18 protein-coding genes are annotated in these 18,354 nt (G+C 58.0%); 13 read left to right on the top strand and 5 right to left on the bottom strand.

Translation table 11 applies throughout. From position 1 onward, the window contains the following. Positions 1–5 precede the first annotated feature (5 nt). Complete coding sequence (locus tag FJ988_RS19465) at positions 6–461, bottom strand: (2Fe-2S)-binding protein (protein ID WP_140819963.1); 456 nt, start codon at positions 459–461, stop codon at positions 6–8. Positions 462–577: 116 nt separating this feature from the next. On the opposite strand from FJ988_RS19465, the gene FJ988_RS19460 reads away from it, so the two are divergent. Further along, the gene (locus FJ988_RS19460) at positions 578–1,534 is read left to right on the top strand and encodes a LysR family transcriptional regulator (protein WP_181183600.1); all 957 of its coding nucleotides are present in this window, start codon (positions 578–580) and stop codon (positions 1,532–1,534) included. Positions 1,535–1,624: 90 nt separating this feature from the next. Here the strand turns inward: FJ988_RS19460 and FJ988_RS19455 are convergent, their stop codons facing one another. Both FJ988_RS19455 and FJ988_RS30880 read right to left on the bottom strand, forming a co-directional pair. Then, positions 1,625–2,326: a GntR family transcriptional regulator gene (locus FJ988_RS19455; protein WP_181183599.1), complete on the bottom strand. Its 702-nt coding sequence runs from the start codon at positions 2,324–2,326 to the stop codon at positions 1,625–1,627. Positions 2,327–2,333: 7 nt separating this feature from the next. Next, complete coding sequence (locus FJ988_RS30880) at positions 2,334–3,752, bottom strand: hypothetical protein (RefSeq protein ID WP_181183598.1); 1,419 nt, start codon at positions 3,750–3,752, stop codon at positions 2,334–2,336. Positions 3,753–4,014: 262 nt separating this feature from the next. On the opposite strand from FJ988_RS30880, the gene FJ988_RS19450 reads away from it, so the two are divergent. From FJ988_RS19450 to FJ988_RS19435, 4 genes are all read left to right on the top strand, one after another. Next, a complete protein-coding gene (locus tag FJ988_RS19450; protein ID WP_181183597.1) occupies positions 4,015–4,950 on the top strand; it encodes a tripartite tricarboxylate transporter substrate binding protein in 936 nt (311 codons plus the stop codon). Between the two features lie 97 nt (positions 4,951–5,047). Continuing rightward, positions 5,048–5,719, top strand: coding sequence for a tripartite tricarboxylate transporter TctB family protein (locus FJ988_RS19445; protein WP_246688596.1), 672 nt, complete (start codon positions 5,048–5,050; stop codon positions 5,717–5,719). Positions 5,720–5,737: 18 nt separating this feature from the next. Beyond that, complete coding sequence (locus FJ988_RS19440) at positions 5,738–7,240, top strand: tripartite tricarboxylate transporter permease (RefSeq protein WP_140819958.1); 1,503 nt, start codon at positions 5,738–5,740, stop codon at positions 7,238–7,240. Positions 7,241–7,283: 43 nt separating this feature from the next. Further along, positions 7,284–8,123, top strand: a complete 840-nt coding sequence (locus tag FJ988_RS19435) for a fumarylacetoacetate hydrolase family protein (protein WP_140819957.1) — start codon at positions 7,284–7,286, stop codon at positions 8,121–8,123. Positions 8,124–8,451: 328 nt separating this feature from the next. Here FJ988_RS19435 and FJ988_RS19430 read toward each other — a convergent pair whose 3' ends face one another. Next, positions 8,452–9,204, bottom strand: a complete 753-nt coding sequence (locus FJ988_RS19430) for an SDR family NAD(P)-dependent oxidoreductase (RefSeq protein ID WP_140819956.1) — start codon at positions 9,202–9,204, stop codon at positions 8,452–8,454. Between the two features lie 193 nt (positions 9,205–9,397). Here FJ988_RS19430 and FJ988_RS30875 point away from each other — a divergent pair, with 193 nt between their 5' ends. The 8 genes from FJ988_RS30875 to FJ988_RS19395 all read left to right on the top strand — a co-directional run bounded on the left by FJ988_RS30875 (position 9,398) and on the right by FJ988_RS19395 (position 17,117). Then, the gene (locus tag FJ988_RS30875; RefSeq protein WP_181183596.1) at positions 9,398–9,595 is read left to right on the top strand and encodes a hypothetical protein; all 198 of its coding nucleotides are present in this window, start codon (positions 9,398–9,400) and stop codon (positions 9,593–9,595) included. A 43-nt stretch (positions 9,596–9,638) separates the two neighbouring features. Further along, positions 9,639–10,937 (top strand): ABC transporter substrate-binding protein, encoded by a 1,299-nt coding sequence (locus FJ988_RS19425; RefSeq protein WP_181183595.1) that lies wholly within the window; start codon positions 9,639–9,641, stop codon positions 10,935–10,937. Positions 10,938–10,951: 14 nt separating this feature from the next. Continuing rightward, the gene (locus FJ988_RS19420; RefSeq protein ID WP_181183594.1) at positions 10,952–11,848 is read left to right on the top strand and encodes a carbohydrate ABC transporter permease; all 897 of its coding nucleotides are present in this window, start codon (positions 10,952–10,954) and stop codon (positions 11,846–11,848) included. After that, positions 11,845–12,696 carry a carbohydrate ABC transporter permease gene (locus FJ988_RS19415; RefSeq protein ID WP_181183593.1) on the top strand — a complete coding sequence of 284 codons (852 nt, stop codon included), beginning with the start codon at positions 11,845–11,847 and terminating at the stop codon, positions 12,694–12,696. Before FJ988_RS19420 ends, FJ988_RS19415 begins: the two co-directional genes overlap by 4 nt. A gap of 54 nt (positions 12,697–12,750) precedes the next feature. After that, positions 12,751–13,806 carry an ABC transporter ATP-binding protein gene (locus FJ988_RS19410; protein WP_140819952.1) on the top strand — a complete coding sequence of 352 codons (1,056 nt, stop codon included), beginning with the start codon at positions 12,751–12,753 and terminating at the stop codon, positions 13,804–13,806. 4 nt (positions 13,807–13,810) lie between these two features. Then, the gene (locus FJ988_RS19405) at positions 13,811–14,560 is read left to right on the top strand and encodes an SDR family oxidoreductase (protein WP_140819951.1); all 750 of its coding nucleotides are present in this window, start codon (positions 13,811–13,813) and stop codon (positions 14,558–14,560) included. A gap of 469 nt (positions 14,561–15,029) precedes the next feature. Further along, on the top strand, positions 15,030–16,325 hold the full coding sequence (locus tag FJ988_RS19400; RefSeq protein WP_140819950.1) for an ABC transporter substrate-binding protein: 1,296 nt from the start codon (positions 15,030–15,032) through the stop codon (positions 16,323–16,325). 126 nt (positions 16,326–16,451) lie between these two features. Next, positions 16,452–17,117: an SGNH/GDSL hydrolase family protein gene (locus FJ988_RS19395; RefSeq protein WP_246688595.1), complete on the top strand. Its 666-nt coding sequence runs from the start codon at positions 16,452–16,454 to the stop codon at positions 17,115–17,117. 311 nt (positions 17,118–17,428) lie between these two features. On the opposite strand, the gene FJ988_RS19390 is transcribed toward FJ988_RS19395, so the two are convergent. After that, complete coding sequence (locus tag FJ988_RS19390) at positions 17,429–18,319, bottom strand: LysR family transcriptional regulator (RefSeq protein WP_140819949.1); 891 nt, start codon at positions 18,317–18,319, stop codon at positions 17,429–17,431. Positions 18,320–18,354 lie beyond the last annotated feature (35 nt).

Below are 18,354 nucleotides of genomic sequence, written 5' to 3'. Positions count from 1 at the left end.
TGTACTCACGTAGCATCTGCCGCCTCCTTTATGGCTGCGCGAATGCGGACATAGGTACCGCACCGACAGATGTTGCCGGCCATGGCGGCATCAATGTCGGCGTCATTGGGTTTGGGAACATTCATCAACAGCGCGGTGGCCGACATGATCTGGCCGGACTGACAATATCCACACTGAACGACTTCCAAGTTCAGCCAGGCCGTCTGCACCCTTCGACCAACATCGGTGCCTTGGATCGCCTCGACTGTGGTAATCGCTTGATCACCAATACTTCCCACCGGGAGCACGCAAGATCGTTTCGGCTTCCCATCAATATGGACTGTACATGCTCCGCATTGGGCGATACCACAGCCAAACTTGGTACCAGTCAAACCAACGATATCCCTGAGAACCCAAAGCAACGGCATATCGACGGGAGCTTCAACAGGCGTTGAAGCGCCATTTATGTTTAAGGTCAACATTCACACCTGCGGCCATCAACGGTCTATTTTTTGTTGTTTAGCAAGGCCCAGTCATTTATGAAAATTGTTTACGCAAATAGAAGCAATCGATTTGGTGAATGATGGACACGCGGTTGGTGAAGCTCGATTTCAATCTGCTCAAGGTGTTCGTCGCCCTGTACCAAGAGCGTCATACCACCCGCGCTGGGGAGCGACTTGGGATCACACAATCGTCCGTGTCAAACGCACTGCGGCGGCTTCGCATCGGTTTCGATGACGCCCTGTTTCAGAAGTCGCCACAGGGCATGGAACCAACCGCTCTTGCGGTGACCCTAGCGCCGGAGGTGTTGGAAATCGTCGAACGACTTGAGACAATGGTCACGGCCAGGCGTTCGTTCGATCCGACCGTTGCCACCGATACGTTTTTGCTTGGGATGACTGATCAGGCTGCTTTTGCCTTTGGACCACCTTTGATCGCCGCCTTGCGTCGCGAGGCCCCGTACACGAAGACTGTTCTGCGGATCGTGGACAAGGATAGTGCACAGCATTTGATGGACGAGGATCAAATCCATTTCGCGGTGGGAATTCTACCAAAAGATCTTCCTGCACGCATCATACGCACGGTGATTGGACAAGAGGGCTTTAGGGTTGTCATGGCGCCAGCGCATCCGCTAAGCCAAGCGACGCCGGTCAGTCTGGAAGGTTACCTCTCATTCCCACATCTGTTGGTGTCTCCTACCGGACGGTTGGAAGGAGTCGCAGACGTTGCGTTGTCCAAACTTGATCGCAGTCGCAGCATCGAGGTCGTCGTCCCAAGCCTTGTGGCGGCGGGGCAAATTTTGGTCCAACAAAACAACCTGATTTGCACCTTGAGCCAAAGCGTCGCTGACGGCTTGGCGGCTTATTTCAATCTCGTATGCCAACCATGTCCTGTGTCGTTGACCCCAGGAAGTACCACGTTGATTTTTCACCAACGATGGCGCGACCAACCTGCCCATAGGTGGTTACGCGCGATAGCATCGCACACATGCCGGCAGGTACTCAGTCCGCATCAACTGCCTCAAACAAAGGTGGAGGCTGCCGACGCGTCGTAGAGCGAACAAAGGAGCAAATATGAAACAGAGAACCGGGCACTGCCGGCACTGCCCCCAGCCTCACCAATCGCGTGCTTTGGGTCACGACGACTAGGTTTTCTCGAAGAGTTCTGGCCTCTCCAGTAGCAAGGCCTCCTCATATCGCCTATTCGCGGCGATGTGCCTTCCCATGGCACTTGCCGCCTCTTCGCCGTCGCCCCGCTCAATCGCGTCGAACACTTCCCGGTGTTGAGGCACGGGATTGGCATAGTGGACGGAAAGATTCCTGAGCCGAGCCATGTGAACGCGGGCGGCCTTGACGATTTTCCAGACCGCAGGATTGCCGCTGATCTCGAAAATCAGATGATGGAAATCTTCGTCGAGCTCATAAACGCGGTCATACTGGGCCAGTGCCCACGCCTTCTCCTGCTGATTGAGGTTTGACCGCAGCCGTCTGGACCATTGCGGTGTCAGCCGTTTGGCCGCGAGCCTAGCGGCGGCGCTTTCCACCGCGTCGCGCAAGAAGATCGCCTGCCTTATCTCGTCCGACCTCAGTCTGGTAACGAAAGTGCCAATTCGCGGACGAACTTCGACAAGGCCTTCGTCGATCAAACGCACCATGGCTTCGCGAACTGGAGTTCGACTGACGCCAATCTGGGACCCGATTTCATACTCAGAGATCGCCGCACCAGGAGGCAGCTTCGTTGTGACGATCGCCTGGCGGATTAGGTCGTATGTTTGCTGGCGCACTGGCTTGGTCGGATCAATCTCCAGGAAAAACCGCGGCGCCGCATTTGCGATCTTTGTTGCCATATGACCTCTATTTGCATTCAACCGGAGCGTTGTCCCGGACCAGTTCTCCCAATACACCAAGTTTTTCGTCTGAGAGATAGCCGTACCGGTTGACCCAGACGCGGTCGCATCCCCGATAAGCAGCCACCACCCGTTCGCGCACATCGGATACCGGCCCATAACCGTGCGCCAGCGCGATGATAGGCCGTTTCGATTGCCGGAGCGCTTCGGCGAGTTTGCGTTCGATTGCATACGGGCCGCCGGTCCAGTGAGCTTCGTCGGGCTCAGGGTAGCGAATGTCGGTGAATCGCACCTGCTTTGCTGCATCGACCAACTCCAGATTGCGCAAGACAGCTTGCAGGACGAGTTCAGTATCTTGAAGTCCGGGATTGCGGCTTATGAGAGCCTCGACATAATTTCGGACGATCATGCCCCAATGCATCGTGTAGAACTTGATGCCAATCTGGTCGGCATGCTGTGAGGCCAGTCCAATATCGAAGCCCGAGAGGACCGACCAGGGAAAGGGGTGAGATTGCGGAACGAGTTCCCTCGCCTGCCCTCCCGCCTCGGTCAAGGCCGCCTTGTAGGCGCCAAGAAGTTCGCCAACGAGCCGGGCCTTCAGAGACAACATGTCGGAGAATCCGGGCAAATAAGCGAAAAGAGCTCCCGGGCGGCACTCGGCCATTTCCTTTAGATCTTCACTGCCGAGCCCACCGTTTACATGCCGGTACGTCTGGGCAAGGTCTCTACGAAGGGCTGATACATCATATCCCAACCTTGCAGCCGCAGCGAAGGCATGGTCGCTGCAATCGAAGAAAAGGCTATCGAGGTCATAGGGAGGATATTCGGGCCAGTCGATGCGAAAGCCGTCGATCTCTGGGTACTGGCGACACAGATCCTTGATCAGCGCACCCGCGTAAGCCTTGATCGCGGAACTTGCGAGGCTGGCATTGTTGTCGACACCTTTACCCCTGAAGTTGCCGTCCGGTAGACGAGGCATGTCTTCCCGATGCGGGCCACCGTACTGAACGCGAAAGCCCGGCGGGATTGCGGCCATGATTTGTAGATAGACCTTGAGGCCTCGCTCCTTCGCCGCGCGGATGAACTGGCCGACAAGGGCGCCCGCTTCCCGTGTCAATCGTTCCGGGACGGGCGGCTGGTAGGCAAGATTTCGATACAGACGAAGATCCGGTGTAAAACTTGGCGCCGTCCGCACCATGAGTTCGCGGCGCCCCCAAAGGGGGCGGTCCAGCAAGCGGACCGATCCTTTGCCGCCATCAGCCGGTGGCTCGCGACTGCTGTCGTCGCCTTCGCCCGGCTCCATCACGTAAGGAGATGTCGAAACAGCTGAAGCCCCGGCGCGCTGCAGATTATCAAGAACGCGTTCGATACCCTCGTTTTGGAGGAATTCCGGCAAGACCGTTATGCCAAGGAACCTCTTCGTCATGATCGTATCTGCCTCGCATCATAGGGGGGTGGAAAATCGTTCCGTCCGGAATGGCGGCTTTGCCTCTTGAATTCTGGTATACATGTGTGTCAGTAATTCGACAAGAGGTGGTTTCCTGTTGGGCCGGTTGGGCACCAGCCGACAGTCGGGCGGGAATTGTAGTTCGTGGTGACAGGTTCTTGATCTGGGCCCCGTCGACTTTTGAAAGGGAGGAAACATGCGAATTGTCAGAGTCGCTGCAGTCGCAGCGGCAGCCCTATGGATGAGTGCAGTTGCTGTTTGCGCGGAAGGATTTCCCGAACGCCAAATAACAATTGTCGTGGCCGCGCCAGCGGGCGGTCCCACGGACACCTTCGGCCGCATCATCGCTGAATCGCTGGGGAAGACATTCAATCAGCGAGTGCTTGTCGAAAACGTCGTCGGCGCTGGCGGACTTGTGGGATCGCGGCACGTGGCTAGCTCGGCGCCTGACGGCTATACCTTGTTGCTCTACAACACAGCACTCACAAGCCTGCCGGCGTTCTTGAAGGCAGCGAAAGACTTCGATCCCTCGACGGCACTCACCCCTATAGGACTGATCAACGAGGCTCCCTTCGTGCTGGTCTCGAGGGTCGATTTTCCCTCTTCTGGGCCAGGCGACCTGATAGCCCGCCTTCGCGATGATCCAGCTTCCATCCGAATGGGTCATGGGGGATTCGGGGGTGGTGCCCATATCTGCGGCCTACTGCTGGCGCGCGCGCTCAAGGCACAGCCGAACTTCGTCGCCTACCGCGGCGCGGCCGCTGTAATGACCGACATACTGGGGGGTCACATCGATCTGTTTTGCGCCCAGACCGCGGACGCGATCAACAATATCAACTCGAAGTCCGTCAAGGGTTTCTGGGTAACGGGCCCGGCCCGCTTGAACCAGCTCGCAGATCTGCCAACCATCGCCGAGGCAGGTATCAGCGGTGCCGACATCAGCGCATGGCACGGTCTGTTTGCGCCAGCCGGAACACCGGCCGAGACGGTGAAGGTCATCAATTCGGCCCTTGCCAAGACGCTGCAGGATCCTGCGGTGCTGAGCCGCTTCGAAAGCCTTGGGGCAACGCCCGTCGCGGTCGATCGTCGTTCCCCGGAGGCGCTGGGCAAGCACGTGAAGGCCGAATTGGCGCGATGGAAGGATCTGGTAGCGGAACTCAGCGTCGAGCAGGAGTGACCGCGACGACGGCAACCGCCGTCTGGTCACAGTCCAATCGGCCAGATCATTAGGACACGCCGATACTGCAACAGGCAGGTTGGGGCTGGCTACCGGCGTGGATCAAAGCACCAAGGGAGGGCAAAGATTGAAAACGGATCGACCTACATCTAACTCAAAAGCACGCCTCTTACCGATCATTCAAGACCAGAATTTCGCGGCTGGCCTCCTGCTGGTTGCGATAGCGATATCTGCGTACGCGCTGACGCGTGACCTTGCACGCCCATCCAACGGTGTCGGTCCTGCCACACTGCCGGAATGGCTGAGCCTGGCCTTGGGTGTCTCTGGGGCTGCCTTGCTTACTGCCGCTATCTACAAACCTGGCGTTCGCTTCGAGCGTGCCATGTTGCGGGGTCCCGCTCTCATCATTCTCGCGGTCCTGATGTTTGCCTCAACTATTCGTGGGGTTTCATTCGCAGGCGTGTCGATCCCAGGCTTGGGCCTCCTTTTCGCGGGACCGGTTGCCATTATGATTAGCGGCTATGCCAGTCCCGATGTCCGTTTTGACCAGCTCCTCGGGCTGGCGTTGGGCCTTACGGCCTTTTGCATGCTGCTGTTCGGCGATCTGCTGAACCTCCCAATACCAATCCTACCGCAACCTCTTGTCGACCTCCTGCCCGCGAGTTGGTCCGCCAAAGCCGATCTTCGCCTGAGTGCAGCCGCTCTGGGCGCCGCAGCCGTCCTGATACTCGTTGCTTGGCCCAACTCCACCAGGCGATCATCGACATGACAGCGCTGCGAGAGTCTAATGACTGATTTTCTGGCCAACCTAAGCCTTGGATTCAGCGTCGCATTTGTCCCGACCAACCTCGTGCTTGCCTTCTTGGGCTGCCTTGTTGGAACTCTCGTCGGCGTTCTGCCCGGCGTGGGACCCCTCGCAACAATCGCGATGCTGTTACCGATCACCTTCGGCGTCGACCCTGTCGGGGCGCTGATAATGCTGGCCGGCATCTACTACGGCGCCCAGTATGGCGGCTCGACGACCGCGATCCTCGTCAACATGCCCGGAGAGGCCAGTTCGGTGGTTACGGCATTGGACGGTCATCAAATGGCGAAGCAGGGCCGCGCCGGCGTCGCGCTTGCGATCGCCGCGATCGGTTCTTTCTTTGCAGGCACCGTTGCCACCTTGCTCATCGCCTTGCTCGCCGCGCCGCTAACACGCGTCGCGCTGGTTTTCGGACCAACGGAGTATTTTTCTCTAATGGTCGTGGGTCTCGTCTTTGCCGTTGTTCTGGCGAGCGGTTCCGTTCTGAAGGCGATAGCGATGATCCTTCTTGGCGTTCTCTTGTCCCTCGTTGGGACCGACCTGGAGACTGGCGAGGAGCGCATGACGTTCGGTCTGTCGATGCTCTCGGATGGAATCGATTTCACGATTCTCGCGATGGGGATTTTTGGGATAGCTGAGATTATGCGTAATCTGACGCAGACTGACAATCGGGACGTCATACGCCAGCACATAGGGCGGTTGCTGCCTGACAAGGAAGACTTTCGCAGTTCCTGCAGGCCCGTTCTACGCGGTACCGCGCTGGGGGCTATTCTGGGAATCCTCCCCGGCAGTGGTGCGGTGCTGGCGCCGTTTGCCTCCTATGCGCTTGAAAAGAAGCTGGCGGAGCAGCCCGGACGCTTTGGCCGCGGCGCTATCGAAGGTGTTGCGGGTCCAGAATCGGCCAACAACGCTGCTGCGCAGACATCATTCATCCCGCTGCTCACTCTAGGCATTCCACCGAACGCTGTAATGGCGTTGATGATCGGGGCGATGACTATCCACGGAATCGTTCCCGGACCTCAAGTGATGACCAAAAATCCAGCGATGTTTTGGGGCATGATCGCCTCGATGTGGGTTGGAAATTTGATGCTTCTGGTCATCAACCTGCCATTGGTTGGCATATGGGTGCGGTTGCTGAAAGTTCCATATCGGCTGATGTTTCCGGCAATCCTCATGTTCTGCTGCATCGGTATCTATTCGATCAATTCCCTGCCAACGGATGTAATGCTCATCGCTCTTTTCGGTTTCGTCGGGTTTGCCTTGATCCGGATGGGATTCGAGCCTGCGCCAATGCTGCTGGGTTTCGTCCTCGGCCGATTGCTTGAGGAAAACCTGCGGCGCGCACTGAGCATATCGCGAGGTTCGCCAGCAACGTTTCTGGAACATCCAATCAGCGCAAGCCTGTTGATGGTTGCTGCAGTCCTCATCGTTTTAGCGATGTTGCCGTCCATAAGACGAGGTCGTGACACGGCCTTTACCGAATAGGCTAACGCCGAACACCCGCATCAGTTGTTGAAAGGGAATTTGGATGAAATTTGTCAGGTTCGGTGAACACGGACATGAAAAGCCGGGGCTTGTGGATGAACACGGACACGTTCGCGATCTTTCGGCCCACATCCCCGATTTGCGCGGCGAGGCACTCGGGCGGGAAAGCTTCGCGGCGCTCAGGGCCCTCGACCCCCAAAACCTTCCACTTGCGCCATCGGGTCAGAGGCTGGGGCCATGCGTGGCCGGGGTGGGTAATTTCATCGCGGTCGGTCTCAACTACGCAGACCACGCGGCCGAGAGCGGCATGCCGATCCCACAAGAACCCATCTTGTTTAACAAGGCGCCGTCTTGCGTCATCGGGCCAAACGACGACGTCCTGATCCCCCGAGGCTCGGTGAAGACCGACTGGGAGGTTGAGCTTGCGATCGTGATCGGAACGCGGGGAACCTACGTCTCCGAGGAGGAAGCGCTCGATCATGTGGCGGGCTACTGCATTTGCAATGATGTCTCGGAGCGATCCTACCAGCTCGAGCGTGGCGGAACCTGGACCAAAGGCAAGGGATGCCCCACATTCGGCCCCCTCGGCCCTTGGCTCGTGACCCCCGACGAGGTCGATGTTGGCCGTCTACCGATGATGCTGAGGGTCAATGGCGAGCTCGTCCAGAACGGTTCGACCGAAACGATGATCTTCGGCGTCCCGAAGCTCGTCTCCTATATCTCGCAGTTCATGATCCTCATGCCTGGCGATGTCGTCACGACGGGGACGCCGCCAGGCGTAGGCATGGGCTTCAAGCCACCGCGCTACCTGACCCCCGGCGATACCATGGAACTGGCCATCCAGGGCTTAGGACGCCAGTTCCAGACGGTCGGCTCAGCTTGACGGACGAAGCACGGTAGCCAGAAACGAGCGGCCGGAAGGGACCGGCCACTCATCACATGCAGGTTCGAGCCGCCGGTCTCTCCATTTGAAATTGACGATGGCCGGTTCGTCGCCCTGCTGGCCGTTGTGGCATGGGGCCGGCGCCGGCCCATTTCAGTCGTCCAGAAATCGCTTGCCTTCTGTCGCGACACCTACTGATCTGCGGGCCAGGCCGTTGACCTGCGAGTATTGGGAAGTTGTCAAGCGCAGGGAGCCCGACTCCGCATCGCGGTTCTCGCCGACGGTTTCCATATCAGGCAGCCGCTATGGCGGCGCTTGGCGCGAACCCTCACGCCCAGCCGCCATCGACAATGCATGTCTGAGCCGACATCGCACTCGAATCATCGGAACCAAGAAACAGCGCAAAGTTGGCGATGTCCTGAGGCATCAACTTGCGCTTAAGGCACTGACGCGTCAGCAATTCCTTTTCCCCCTCGGGTGTCAGCCATTTTTCGATTTGCCGTTGCGTCATGATCCAGCCCGGCACGAGGCAATTGACCCGGATATCCTTCGAGCCCAGTTCTCGCGCCAACGCCCGCGTCAGTCCGACCACTGCCGACTTGGCAGTCTTGTACGCTGCGAAAGAATTGCTGCTGATCATGTAGCTGGTCGAGCCCATATTTATGATTGACCCTCCGCCTGCTTTCGCCATGTCGGGCGCGACCGCTTGCGCGGCGAAGAACTGATGGTCGAGATTTGTCGCGAATCGTTCGCGCCAGAACTCAGGCGTCACTTCGTCGATCGTGTGGCGATCATCCCTTGCTGCATTGTTGACCAGTATGGTGATGGCACCCATAGTATCAATCGTTCGTCGAATGGCCGAACGGAGTGCCGGAATGTCGCGGACGTCGACATGTTCGAAACATACCCGGTCGCCGAGATCTCTTGCCAGAAGTTCCCCCGCCGCGACATCGTAGTCGAATATCGCCACGCTGCAGCCCTGTGCGTGGAAAGCGCGGGCTATGCTTTCGCCAATGCCGCTGGCGCCGCCAGTGACCAGCACGGTCCTATCCTTCAGAGAGCTATATTGCGTCTTGGGCATCGAATCTGTCCTGCGTACGGTGTTCATTTCCAAAACTGCGAAAGTGGCGGGAGCTGTCTGCGATTGACAACCCCACGAGGCAGTTCAGCACGGAAACCAAGGATTGACTAGTATACATGTATGTCAGTATAAGCGAATTTGCTGACCAGCGTCGGCCGTGTCTGGGAAGAGCGTTTTGGCCGGAGCGCGAGAGATGAAGACCATTTTCGTCCAGTTTGACCCGCTGAACCGCAAAGCGCTTGGAGTGTATAGCGAGACAGGTCTTAGCGCCCCTGTTGGCAAGGATTTCGATGACCTGGGGGCGCGCCTTTGCAACTCAGTGCTCGACCCTCGTCAGCACACGCCGATCGACGATCCTGACGAAGCGTACAACACACCGCCGGAGGCCTAGGGCTGGCACGCCATCTGAAGCAAATGATCATCGGGAGGATATCATGATCACAACGAGACTGAGCAGGCGTGACCTGTTGACGTTGGGCGCGGCCGCCGGTGCTGCTCATCTGGGAGCATCAGGTAAAGTCTTCGCCACCGGACAGGACGACATGGTTTATGTCGGCTGGAGCCACACAGAGGCTGGGAGCAAGGCTTATCTCGAGCAGGTTTTCGACCGATTTCGCGCCGAGAACAAGGCCAGCAAGCTGGAAACCATCGGCGTCCCCTTCGCTCAGGTTCAAACCACGCTGCTTCTACGCAAGCGCTCGAACCAGCGCACCGACGTGGCCCAACTCCAGGAGCGCTGGCTTTCCTCGTTCGTCGCGGCTGGCGGTATGTCTGATGTCGACGAGATATTTGGCTCACAGTTTGTTGACAAAACCTATCATCCAACCGCGCTGGCCATGACCAAGATCAATGGAAAGCGCTATGCGCTGCCGTGGGTTGCTGGATCCACCGGTCTTGTCGGCAACGCAAAGGTGATGGAGGAGGCCGGCGTCAAAGAAGCGCCAAGGACGATTGACGCCTTCGTAGACGCGCTGCGCAAGGTGAAGAAGGCCAAACCCTCGTCGAGCCCCATGGGGTTCAGCACGAAGAACCCAGGTTTGACGCAGTTCGAATCCCAGCTGTTCTTCTGGACGTTCGGCGGCTCCTTCTTCGACGCGTCAGGCGGAATAGTTGTTGATTCCGAACCCAACAAGCAGGCTCTGACCCTGCTGGCCGATCTGGTCAAGGATGGATTGATCTTGCCTGGCAACGACCGGTTTGACCTTCGCCGGCTTTTCGCTCAGGAACAGGTTGCTTTCTACCCGGATCCCCCGCTTGCGCGCGCTTTCGCGCGTGCCCAGAGCGGCCAGGGCACTGCTTACGACAAGAATGTCTTGCCAGTAGCCATGCCCGTGCTCAAGGCAGGTAATGAGGCTGTGTCCCTGCAGTGGGGCCATTTGCTCGGTATGCTTGACTATGGCGGGGCCATGGCGGCGGCCGACGGCCCTTCCGGGCGTTTTGTCAAAATGCTTAGCAAGCCCGAAGTTCAGATCGAGTACTACAAGGCGACCGGGGCGTTTCCCTCGGCGCTGGCTGCGATCGAAGCGCTCCGGGATGACGCGTACTTAACCGGATGGCTCGAACTGTCGAGGACAGCGCGGCCAGACGAATTGGTATCGTTCGCCAATGCCACCGAACTGAGCACGGTCATCGGAGAGGAAGTCGCCGCCGCGATGCTGGGCCAAAAGACACCGCAGGATGCGTTGACGAGTATGTCCGATCGGCTCAAGGCGATAGGTCCCCGCAAGTCATAGCCACAAGTCCCCCGATGCTTAAAACACGCACTCTCGATGCAGCACAGCACCGTTTCGGCTTCGCCCTTACGGTCCCTGCCTTGATCGCCTTTCTGCTACTGATCTTTGTACCCTTCGCAAGGTCGCTTTGGTTGGCGTTCAACGAATATCTTCTGACATCGGCCGAGCCACGCTTCGTTGGACTCGCGAACTTTGTCAGACTTTTCGCGGATCCCGGCTTCAGAGAGTCGTGGCGGGTGACGGGGATCTTCGTCATCTGCACGACTTCGATCACGACACTGTTTGGGACAACCTATGCGCTTCTCCTCAATGAACCAATGCGCGGTCGCACCATCATTCGCGCCGCATCGCTTCTTCCGTGGGTCCTGCCCAGTACCGTAACGGCCCTTCTATGGAGTTGGCTCTATAACGGCCAGTACGGCGTGGTGAACGCCGTCCTTCTTTGGACGGGGCTGATCCACCAGCCGATCTTCTTCTTGTCCGATAGCGTCGGGGCGATGATCGCCGTGATCAGTGCAAAGGCGTGGTTGAGCACACCTGTCGTGATGCTGTTTGTTCTTGCAGCGTTGCAGTCTCTTCCACAAGAGCAGGTCGAGGCCGCCAGGATAGATGGGGCAAACGACTTTCACGTCATCCGCTATGTGGTGCTGCCTCACATTAGAAAGACGCTGGGCGTGATGATCATATTGCAGGCCATGGGTAACCTCCAGATGTTCGACATCATCTACGCTATGACCTCAGGCGGTCCTGTACGGGCCACGACAGTCTTTTCGATCGAGGTCTATCGACGCGCTTTCGAAAACTGGGATCTTGGCATGGCGTCGGCCATCGGCGTCATATGGTTTTTGACGATCGCTGTCATCGCAATTCCGTACCTGCGCTCGATGTTCACGGAAACCCACGGATCATGAACCCGCTCGTCCTCGCGTCACGTCGACCCGTTGCGGTCATTGCCAGAGCTTTGGCGCTCCTGTTTCTCGTCTCCTTCCTGTTTTTTCCGGTCTACTGGATGATGGTGACGGCGCTGAAGCCAAACCAGCAAATCTTTGTTCAGTTCCCGGAATTCATCCCGACTCATCCGGTCTTGGACAATTTCAAGCGAGCAATCTCCCAGTCCAATTTGCCAACTTATTTAGTCAACAGCATGATCACCGCTGGCGGGTCGTCGCTGCTCACGACAACCCTCGCGGCGCTAGCAGCCTATGGTTTTGCCAAGTACCGCTTCTCGGGCCGTTTCGCGACAATGAACATCATGATCGGCGCGCAGATGTTCCCTTTTGCCGTGATCCTAATCAGTCTCTATCCAATGATGCAAAGTGCCGGGCTCCTGGATACGTTGACCGGCCTGACGATCGCCTACGTCGTATTTGCCCTCCCTCCCGCGATCTACATTCTTTTCTCCTTCTACTCGCGGCTACCTAACGAACTTATTGAGGCAGCTCGCATCGACGGAGCATCCGAAATCGCGATCCTCCGTAGGATTGTGCTGCCGTTGTCAAAGCCTGCGTTGATCTCGGTTGCGGTCTACTCGTTCACCTGGGCCTGGAATGACCTTCTCTATTCACTGACGCTCGTGACAAGCGATAATCTTCGCACGATCGGGCCGGGACTTCTGCTCACGTTCTTCGGTGAAATGCAGCAGGACTGGGGCGGTGCAATGGCGGCCGCTATCCTCGCCTCCCTGCCGGCAGTCATTATCTTTGCGTTTCTTCAGAGATTCTTCGTTGCAGGCCTGACATCGGGCGCGGTGAAAAGCTGAGCCGCCGATATCGCAGCCTTCAAACCGGACCCTGAATCCCGAATAGGAACAACCATGTCATCAGTACGCATCGAGAACGCTTCCAAGGCCTACGGCGGTTTGAAAATCCTTCATGAAGTTTCCGTCGACGTCGCAGACGGCGAGTTTGTCGTGCTCGTCGGGCCTTCAGGGTGCGGGAAGTCGACCCTTCTGCGGATGATCGCCGGGTTGGAAAATGTGACGTCCGGAACGATCAGTATCGGCGAAAAGGTCGTGAACAATGTCCTGCCCAAGGACAGAGACATCGCCATGGTGTTTCAAAGCTATGCGCTGTATCCGCACATGACCGTTGCAGAAAACATGGCATTCTCGCTGATGCTGAAGAAGGCGAGCCGTCAGCAAATTGCAGCGAAGGTCGGGCCTGCGGCGCAAATCTTGGGACTTACCCCGCTTCTCGACCGCTACCCCCGGCAGCTTTCAGGTGGGCAGCGACAGCGCGTGGCGATGGGCCGCGCCATCGTGCGAGACCCGCAGGTGTTCCTCTTCGACGAACCGCTTTCAAACCTCGACGCAAATCTTCGCGTTACGATGCGCGGCGAGATCCGTGCACTTCACCAGAAGCTGGGCACAACCACGGTCTATGTGACCCATGACCAGGTCGAGGCTATGACCATGGCCGACAAGATCGTCGTCATGCGCGAAGGACGAATCGAACAGGTCGGTCATCCTCTGGAGCTCTACGACCAACCCCGCAACATGTTTGTTGGCGGGTTCATCGGATCCCCCTCGATGAACTTTCTGGAGGCGACCCTCGATGAGGCAAGCCTCACGATCGGCGGCATCGCGCTTAGAAGGCCTGAGACAATGCCTAATGTCGACGCGGCAACGGTGATTTGCGGCATCCGGCCCGAGCATTTTGAACTTCGCGACGACGGTGTGCCGATGGAGGTCGCGGTTGTCGAACCACTCGGCTCCGAGACCCAGGTGATCGGCACGATTGCCGGGCAATCCCTCGTTTGCATCCTGAAGCAGCGCCTTAGAGCGCGGCAAGGCGAAATCCTCTATCTGGCACCCCAGACCGACAAGGTCATCTACTTCGACAAGAGCACCCAAGTTAACATTGGGATTTAGAGCGATGGCCGGACGTCTGCAAACCAAGAATGCACTCGTAACAGCTGTCGGCCAGGGAATAGGACGCGCGATCGCCGAAGCCTTTGATAGGGAGGGTGCCAACGTGTGGGCAACCGACCTTGATGAAGCCAAGCTTCTGGGCTTGGCGGACGGCATTCGAGCTCGACGCCTGGACGTGTTATCGACTGCGGATGTCCAGTCACTGGCCAATGAGATCGGGACAGTCGACATTTTGGTGAATTGCGCCGGCTACGTTCACACTGGCACCGTCCTCGATTGCACTGAGGCGCACTGGGATCTGTCATTTGACTTGAATGCAAAATCGATGCACCGAACCATCACTGCATTTCTGCCGGGGATGCTGAGTCAAGGCTCCGGCTCGATCATCAATATTTCTTCAATCGTATCCTCAATTCGTGGGGTTCCTAATCGGTACGTCTATGGCGCGAGCAAGGCTGCGGTGATCGGCCTGACGAAGGCGATTGCTATCGATTTCATCCGGCAGGGCGTCCGTGCCAACGCTATTTGTCCTGGCACAATACAATCGCCGTCGCTCGATGAACGCGTGGCGAGCCTGGCCAACATCACCGGTCGGTCGCTTGAAGAGGTTCGGCAAACTTTTCTCGACAGACAGCCTATGGGTCGCCTCGGTAAAGCCGAGGAGGTGGCAGGCTTGGCGGTATATCTTGCATCCGACGAGTCCTGTTTTACAACGGGACATGTCCACCCCATCGACGGCGGGTTCGCGCTGTGACCAACTTTCTTCAATCAGGCTGTGGAGCTTCAACCAGCCCGCGCACTGGTCAAGTCAGATGATTGGTGTTTGCGACTTTCTGCAGCAGTAGAGGCTGTTGGCATTTAGTAATGAAGCCAGGCAGCGCGGTAGTCGGAAATCGGATATCCGATGGCATCAGCCCCTGAGGGCGATCTGGGTGGAGCAGTCCGTCTTAGGCATGAGGGTTCGGTGCCCCTGTCCTTGAGGCCAAGCTTGCGGCAAGCCTTGTCGAAGGCCCTCAATCTTTACCATGACGCGTTGTCGCCAATGACGCACTCGATCACGATTCCAAACACGAACCATCTTGACTGGTATACATGTATTCCACCATTATGCACTGACCGACGGGACAAAGCGGCAAAGCTTGCCGGAATGATGAAGCAACGCGGCTCGCCTATTTCGCAGCTTGGCTTCGTTTACCTAGGTGCCTACCCGCGAGGAGGAAAATGTGATCGAATCGGAGTTGACGCGACGTCGCCTTCTGAAGATGGCTGGCACTGCCGGAGCGGCCTATCTCTCTGGATCGGCTGTTGGCAATGCGGCGTCCAGCGACAGTCTGGTCTACATAGGCTGGAGCCATACGGAGGCAGGCAGCAAGCCGTTTCTCGATAGCACATTCAAACAGTTCAGGATGTTGAATGAAGGTGTTGCCCTCGAAACGATCGGGGTTCCGTTCAACCAGATGGAGACAACGCTACTTTTGCGCAAGCGGTCCAACCAAAAGACTGATGTTGGGCAGCTAGCGGAGCGTTGGCTCCCCGGGTTCGCTTCTGCCGGCGGCATGTTTGACGTGGACGAGGTCTTCGGCAAGGAGTTCGTGGACGCTACCTACCATCCCTCCGCGCTGGCGATGACGCTGGTCAATGGGAGGCGTTATGCCCTTCCGTGGGCGATCGGCTCGGTGGGGCTGGTGGGCCATGCCAAGGTTCTCGCGGATGCTGGTGTTAGCGAGATGCCGGTGTTGATTGATGCTTTTCTTGACGCCTTGCGCAAAGTGAAGAAGGACAAGCCCTCATCAAGCCCGATGGGTTTCAGTACGAAGAATCCTGCGCTCACCCAGTTTGAAGCTCAGCTCTTCTTTTGGACGTTCGGAGGATCTCTCTTCAGTGACGACGGGGAAGTCGTCGTGGACTCAAACGAGAACAGGCAGGCTCTGACGCTTCTCGCGGATATGGTCAAAGAAGGCCTGATCCTTCCCGGAAACGACCGTTTCGATATCAGACGACTTTTCGCCCAGGAACAGGTCGCTTTCTACCCCGACCCCCCACTTGCCCGTGCATTCGCCCGTGCGCAGAGTGGGCAGGGCAAAGCCTATGACCACAACGTCATTCCTGTTGCCATGCCGGTTGTCGCGGCCGACAGACTGCCTGTTTGCATTCAATGGGGCCATCTACTTGGCATGTTCGACTATGGCGGCGCAAAGGCGTCGCCAGACGGCGCATCTGGCAAGTTCGTAAAATTGCTGAGCCAGACTGAGATCCAGATCGAGTACTACAAGCAGACCGGGGTGTTTCCATCCACAAAGGCTGCACTGGCCGCCATGAAGGATGACAGCTATCTCGTCACGTGGATTGGACTCACGAACACTGCTCGCCCAGATGAGCTTACGCCCTTCGCGAACGCTAACGAGATGCGAACTGTGATTGGCGAAGAGATCGCAGCCGCTATGTTGGGACAGAAGACGCCAAGTGAGGCCCTGACGAACATGTCGGACCGGCTGAAGGCAATCGGCCCACGCAAGTGAGCTTCATCTAGGCGCACACATAGCTCGTTCGTTCTGCACAACATCACTTCGAGATTGTTCTGACAAAGGCCGCGGCAGCTGGGCCTGAGCGGATCGAGTCCCTGTTTTTGGCGGAGAAGAAGTACGGTGAATCTTTCGACACTGACTGAAAAGCGCCAGATCCTAGCTTTTGGTGACAGTCTAACTTGGGGTGCCACCACAAATGGTCGTGGGCGTCACCCGTTTGAGTACCGCTGGACCAGTGTGGTAGAGGAACAACTTCCAGAGGTGCGGGTCATTGCCGAGGGCCTACCGGGGAGAACAACCTGCTTCGACGACCACAGCTCAGTGGCCGACCGCAACGGAGCACGAATCCTTCCAACGCTGCTCAGCAGTCATTGGCCACTTGATCTGGTTGCAATCATGCTCGGATCAAACGACCTCAAGCCGCACCTTTGCGGCAAGATCCTTGGGGCAAGAATTGGCATCGAACGGTTAGTCGAAATCGTCCAAACCTACCCCTATGGTGATGGCGCGGAAATCCCCAAGATCCTGATTATGAGTCCACCTCCTTTTGGACCTACGGCTGGAGGCGACCAGAGGCCTGTGGGCGGTCGCGACATTGCGGAGTCTGAGAGGTTTGCAGCGACCTACCGCGAGGTCGCCGAACAACACGCTTGCGCGTTCTTCGACACGGCAGCAATCGCCAAAGCCGCAGACGTCGACGGCGTCCACCTGGATGCCGCGAACACCCGAGCAATCGGCTTGGCCGTTGCGCCAGTTATTGCAGAACTACTGACGCTATCACCCTAGGCGTTACAGTTGCGGATCAACACGCACCGCTCGGAGTCCGCTAAGACGTCTCTCGCCGAAGCGCGACCGATCCGGTCGCCGCGATCCTTCGCAAGCCCAGCCTGCACACTGGAGAGAATCTGGGCGTCGACAAACCGGGCACAGACGACGACAAGCCCGATTTCATGTGAAGGCTCGAACGGTCGGTTCGCGAGGCTTGCACTGGCCGATCGCCCAAAGTGCGTTGCATCCGAACGAACGCACGCGCCGCGTTTTGGTTCGTATGATGCATGTCGTCCCGCAAAACCGAGGTCACTTTTGCGCGATATGCATTAGTCGATAAACGCCGCCAACTCGTCCGGCGTACCTCGTGGGAAGGCCTTCTTCAGATAGGTCAGGAAAGCAGACACGCGTGCGTTCAGCAGCCGACGCGACGGATAGAGCGTCCACAATGCGATGTCCGGCCCTTCATCATCAGCCCAATGCACCAGCCGGCCGGCAGTCAGATCGTGACTGACGAGCGAAAGCGGCAGGCGCGCGGCGCCGATACCGAGGCGGACCGCATCGCGGATCATCACCAGCGAGGAGAGCGAGAGAACCGGATCGATCGCGATCGTCGACCGTCCGCGCGTCGTGGCCACGTCCCAACTCGTCAGAGGATCGGCCGATCCTCGCACAACGGCCGGAGCGGCTGAGCCGCCTGCCGGTCGAGCAACGGCTGGCGCCGCCACAACCACCAGCCGATCGTGCAGGAAAGTCCGCCCGACCAGGCTCTCGTCCGCCCTCGGGTTCACCCGAATCACCAGATCATATCCCTCTTCGATCATGTCGACCGAACGATCGTCCGCCGTGACCTCCAGCCGAACCTCGGGATATTGCCGAGCGAAGCCGGCGGCGAGCTTCCCCATCGCAGTTTGCGAAAAGAGCAGCGGGGCACTGATGCGGAGCCGGCCGCGTGGCTTGTCACTGCCCGACGCGATTGCGCTCGCCGTCTCGTCGAGCTCGGTGAGCAGCACTGCGGTTCGTTCATAGAGGGCCCGTCCCTCCTCGGTGAGCTTCAGCTCACGCGCGCCGCGCTCGAAGAGGCGCAGGTCCAGCACAACTTCCAATTCCGACACGCGCCGGGACAGGGTCGCCTTGGGACGTCCCGTGGCGCGCGCAGCGCGCCCGAACCCTCCATACCGGGCAACGAGGTTGAAATCAGCGAGCGCAAGCAGATCCATGTGTTCCACCAATGAGACGAAGGGTCCAAATAAGG

It is taken from the genome of Mesorhizobium sp. CU3 (assembly GCF_006442965.1).
In the GTDB taxonomy this organism is placed as follows: domain Bacteria; phylum Pseudomonadota; class Alphaproteobacteria; order Rhizobiales; family Rhizobiaceae; genus Mesorhizobium.
This window is presented reverse-complemented; position numbering and strand designations above follow the sequence as displayed.

Excerpts from the sequence above, each read along its gene's own strand:
- FJ988_RS19415 (WP_181183593.1), top strand. The coding sequence starts at position 11,845 with ATGAACCCGCTCGTCCTCGCGTCACGTCGACCCGTTGCGGTCATTGCC.
- FJ988_RS19405 (WP_140819951.1), top strand. The coding sequence starts at position 13,811 with ATGGCCGGACGTCTGCAAACCAAGAATGCACTCGTAACAGCTGTCGGC.
- FJ988_RS19425 (WP_181183595.1), top strand. The coding sequence starts at position 9,639 with ATGATCACAACGAGACTGAGCAGGCGTGACCTGTTGACGTTGGGCGCG.
- FJ988_RS19455 (WP_181183599.1), bottom strand. The coding sequence starts at position 2,326 with ATGGCAACAAAGATCGCAAATGCGGCGCCGCGGTTTTTCCTGGAGATT.
- FJ988_RS19410 (WP_140819952.1), top strand. The coding sequence starts at position 12,751 with ATGTCATCAGTACGCATCGAGAACGCTTCCAAGGCCTACGGCGGTTTG.
- FJ988_RS19420 (WP_181183594.1), top strand. The coding sequence starts at position 10,952 with ATGCTTAAAACACGCACTCTCGATGCAGCACAGCACCGTTTCGGCTTC.
- FJ988_RS19390 (WP_140819949.1), bottom strand. The coding sequence starts at position 18,319 with ATGGATCTGCTTGCGCTCGCTGATTTCAACCTCGTTGCCCGGTATGGA.
- FJ988_RS30880 (WP_181183598.1), bottom strand. The coding sequence starts at position 3,752 with ATGACGAAGAGGTTCCTTGGCATAACGGTCTTGCCGGAATTCCTCCAA.
- FJ988_RS19450 (WP_181183597.1), top strand. The coding sequence starts at position 4,015 with ATGAGTGCAGTTGCTGTTTGCGCGGAAGGATTTCCCGAACGCCAAATA.
- FJ988_RS19465 (WP_140819963.1), bottom strand. The coding sequence starts at position 461 with ATGTTGACCTTAAACATAAATGGCGCTTCAACGCCTGTTGAAGCTCCC.
- FJ988_RS30875 (WP_181183596.1), top strand. The coding sequence starts at position 9,398 with ATGAAGACCATTTTCGTCCAGTTTGACCCGCTGAACCGCAAAGCGCTT.
- FJ988_RS19440 (WP_140819958.1), top strand. The coding sequence starts at position 5,738 with ATGACTGATTTTCTGGCCAACCTAAGCCTTGGATTCAGCGTCGCATTT.
- FJ988_RS19435 (WP_140819957.1), top strand. The coding sequence starts at position 7,284 with ATGAAATTTGTCAGGTTCGGTGAACACGGACATGAAAAGCCGGGGCTT.
- FJ988_RS19430 (WP_140819956.1), bottom strand. The coding sequence starts at position 9,204 with ATGCCCAAGACGCAATATAGCTCTCTGAAGGATAGGACCGTGCTGGTC.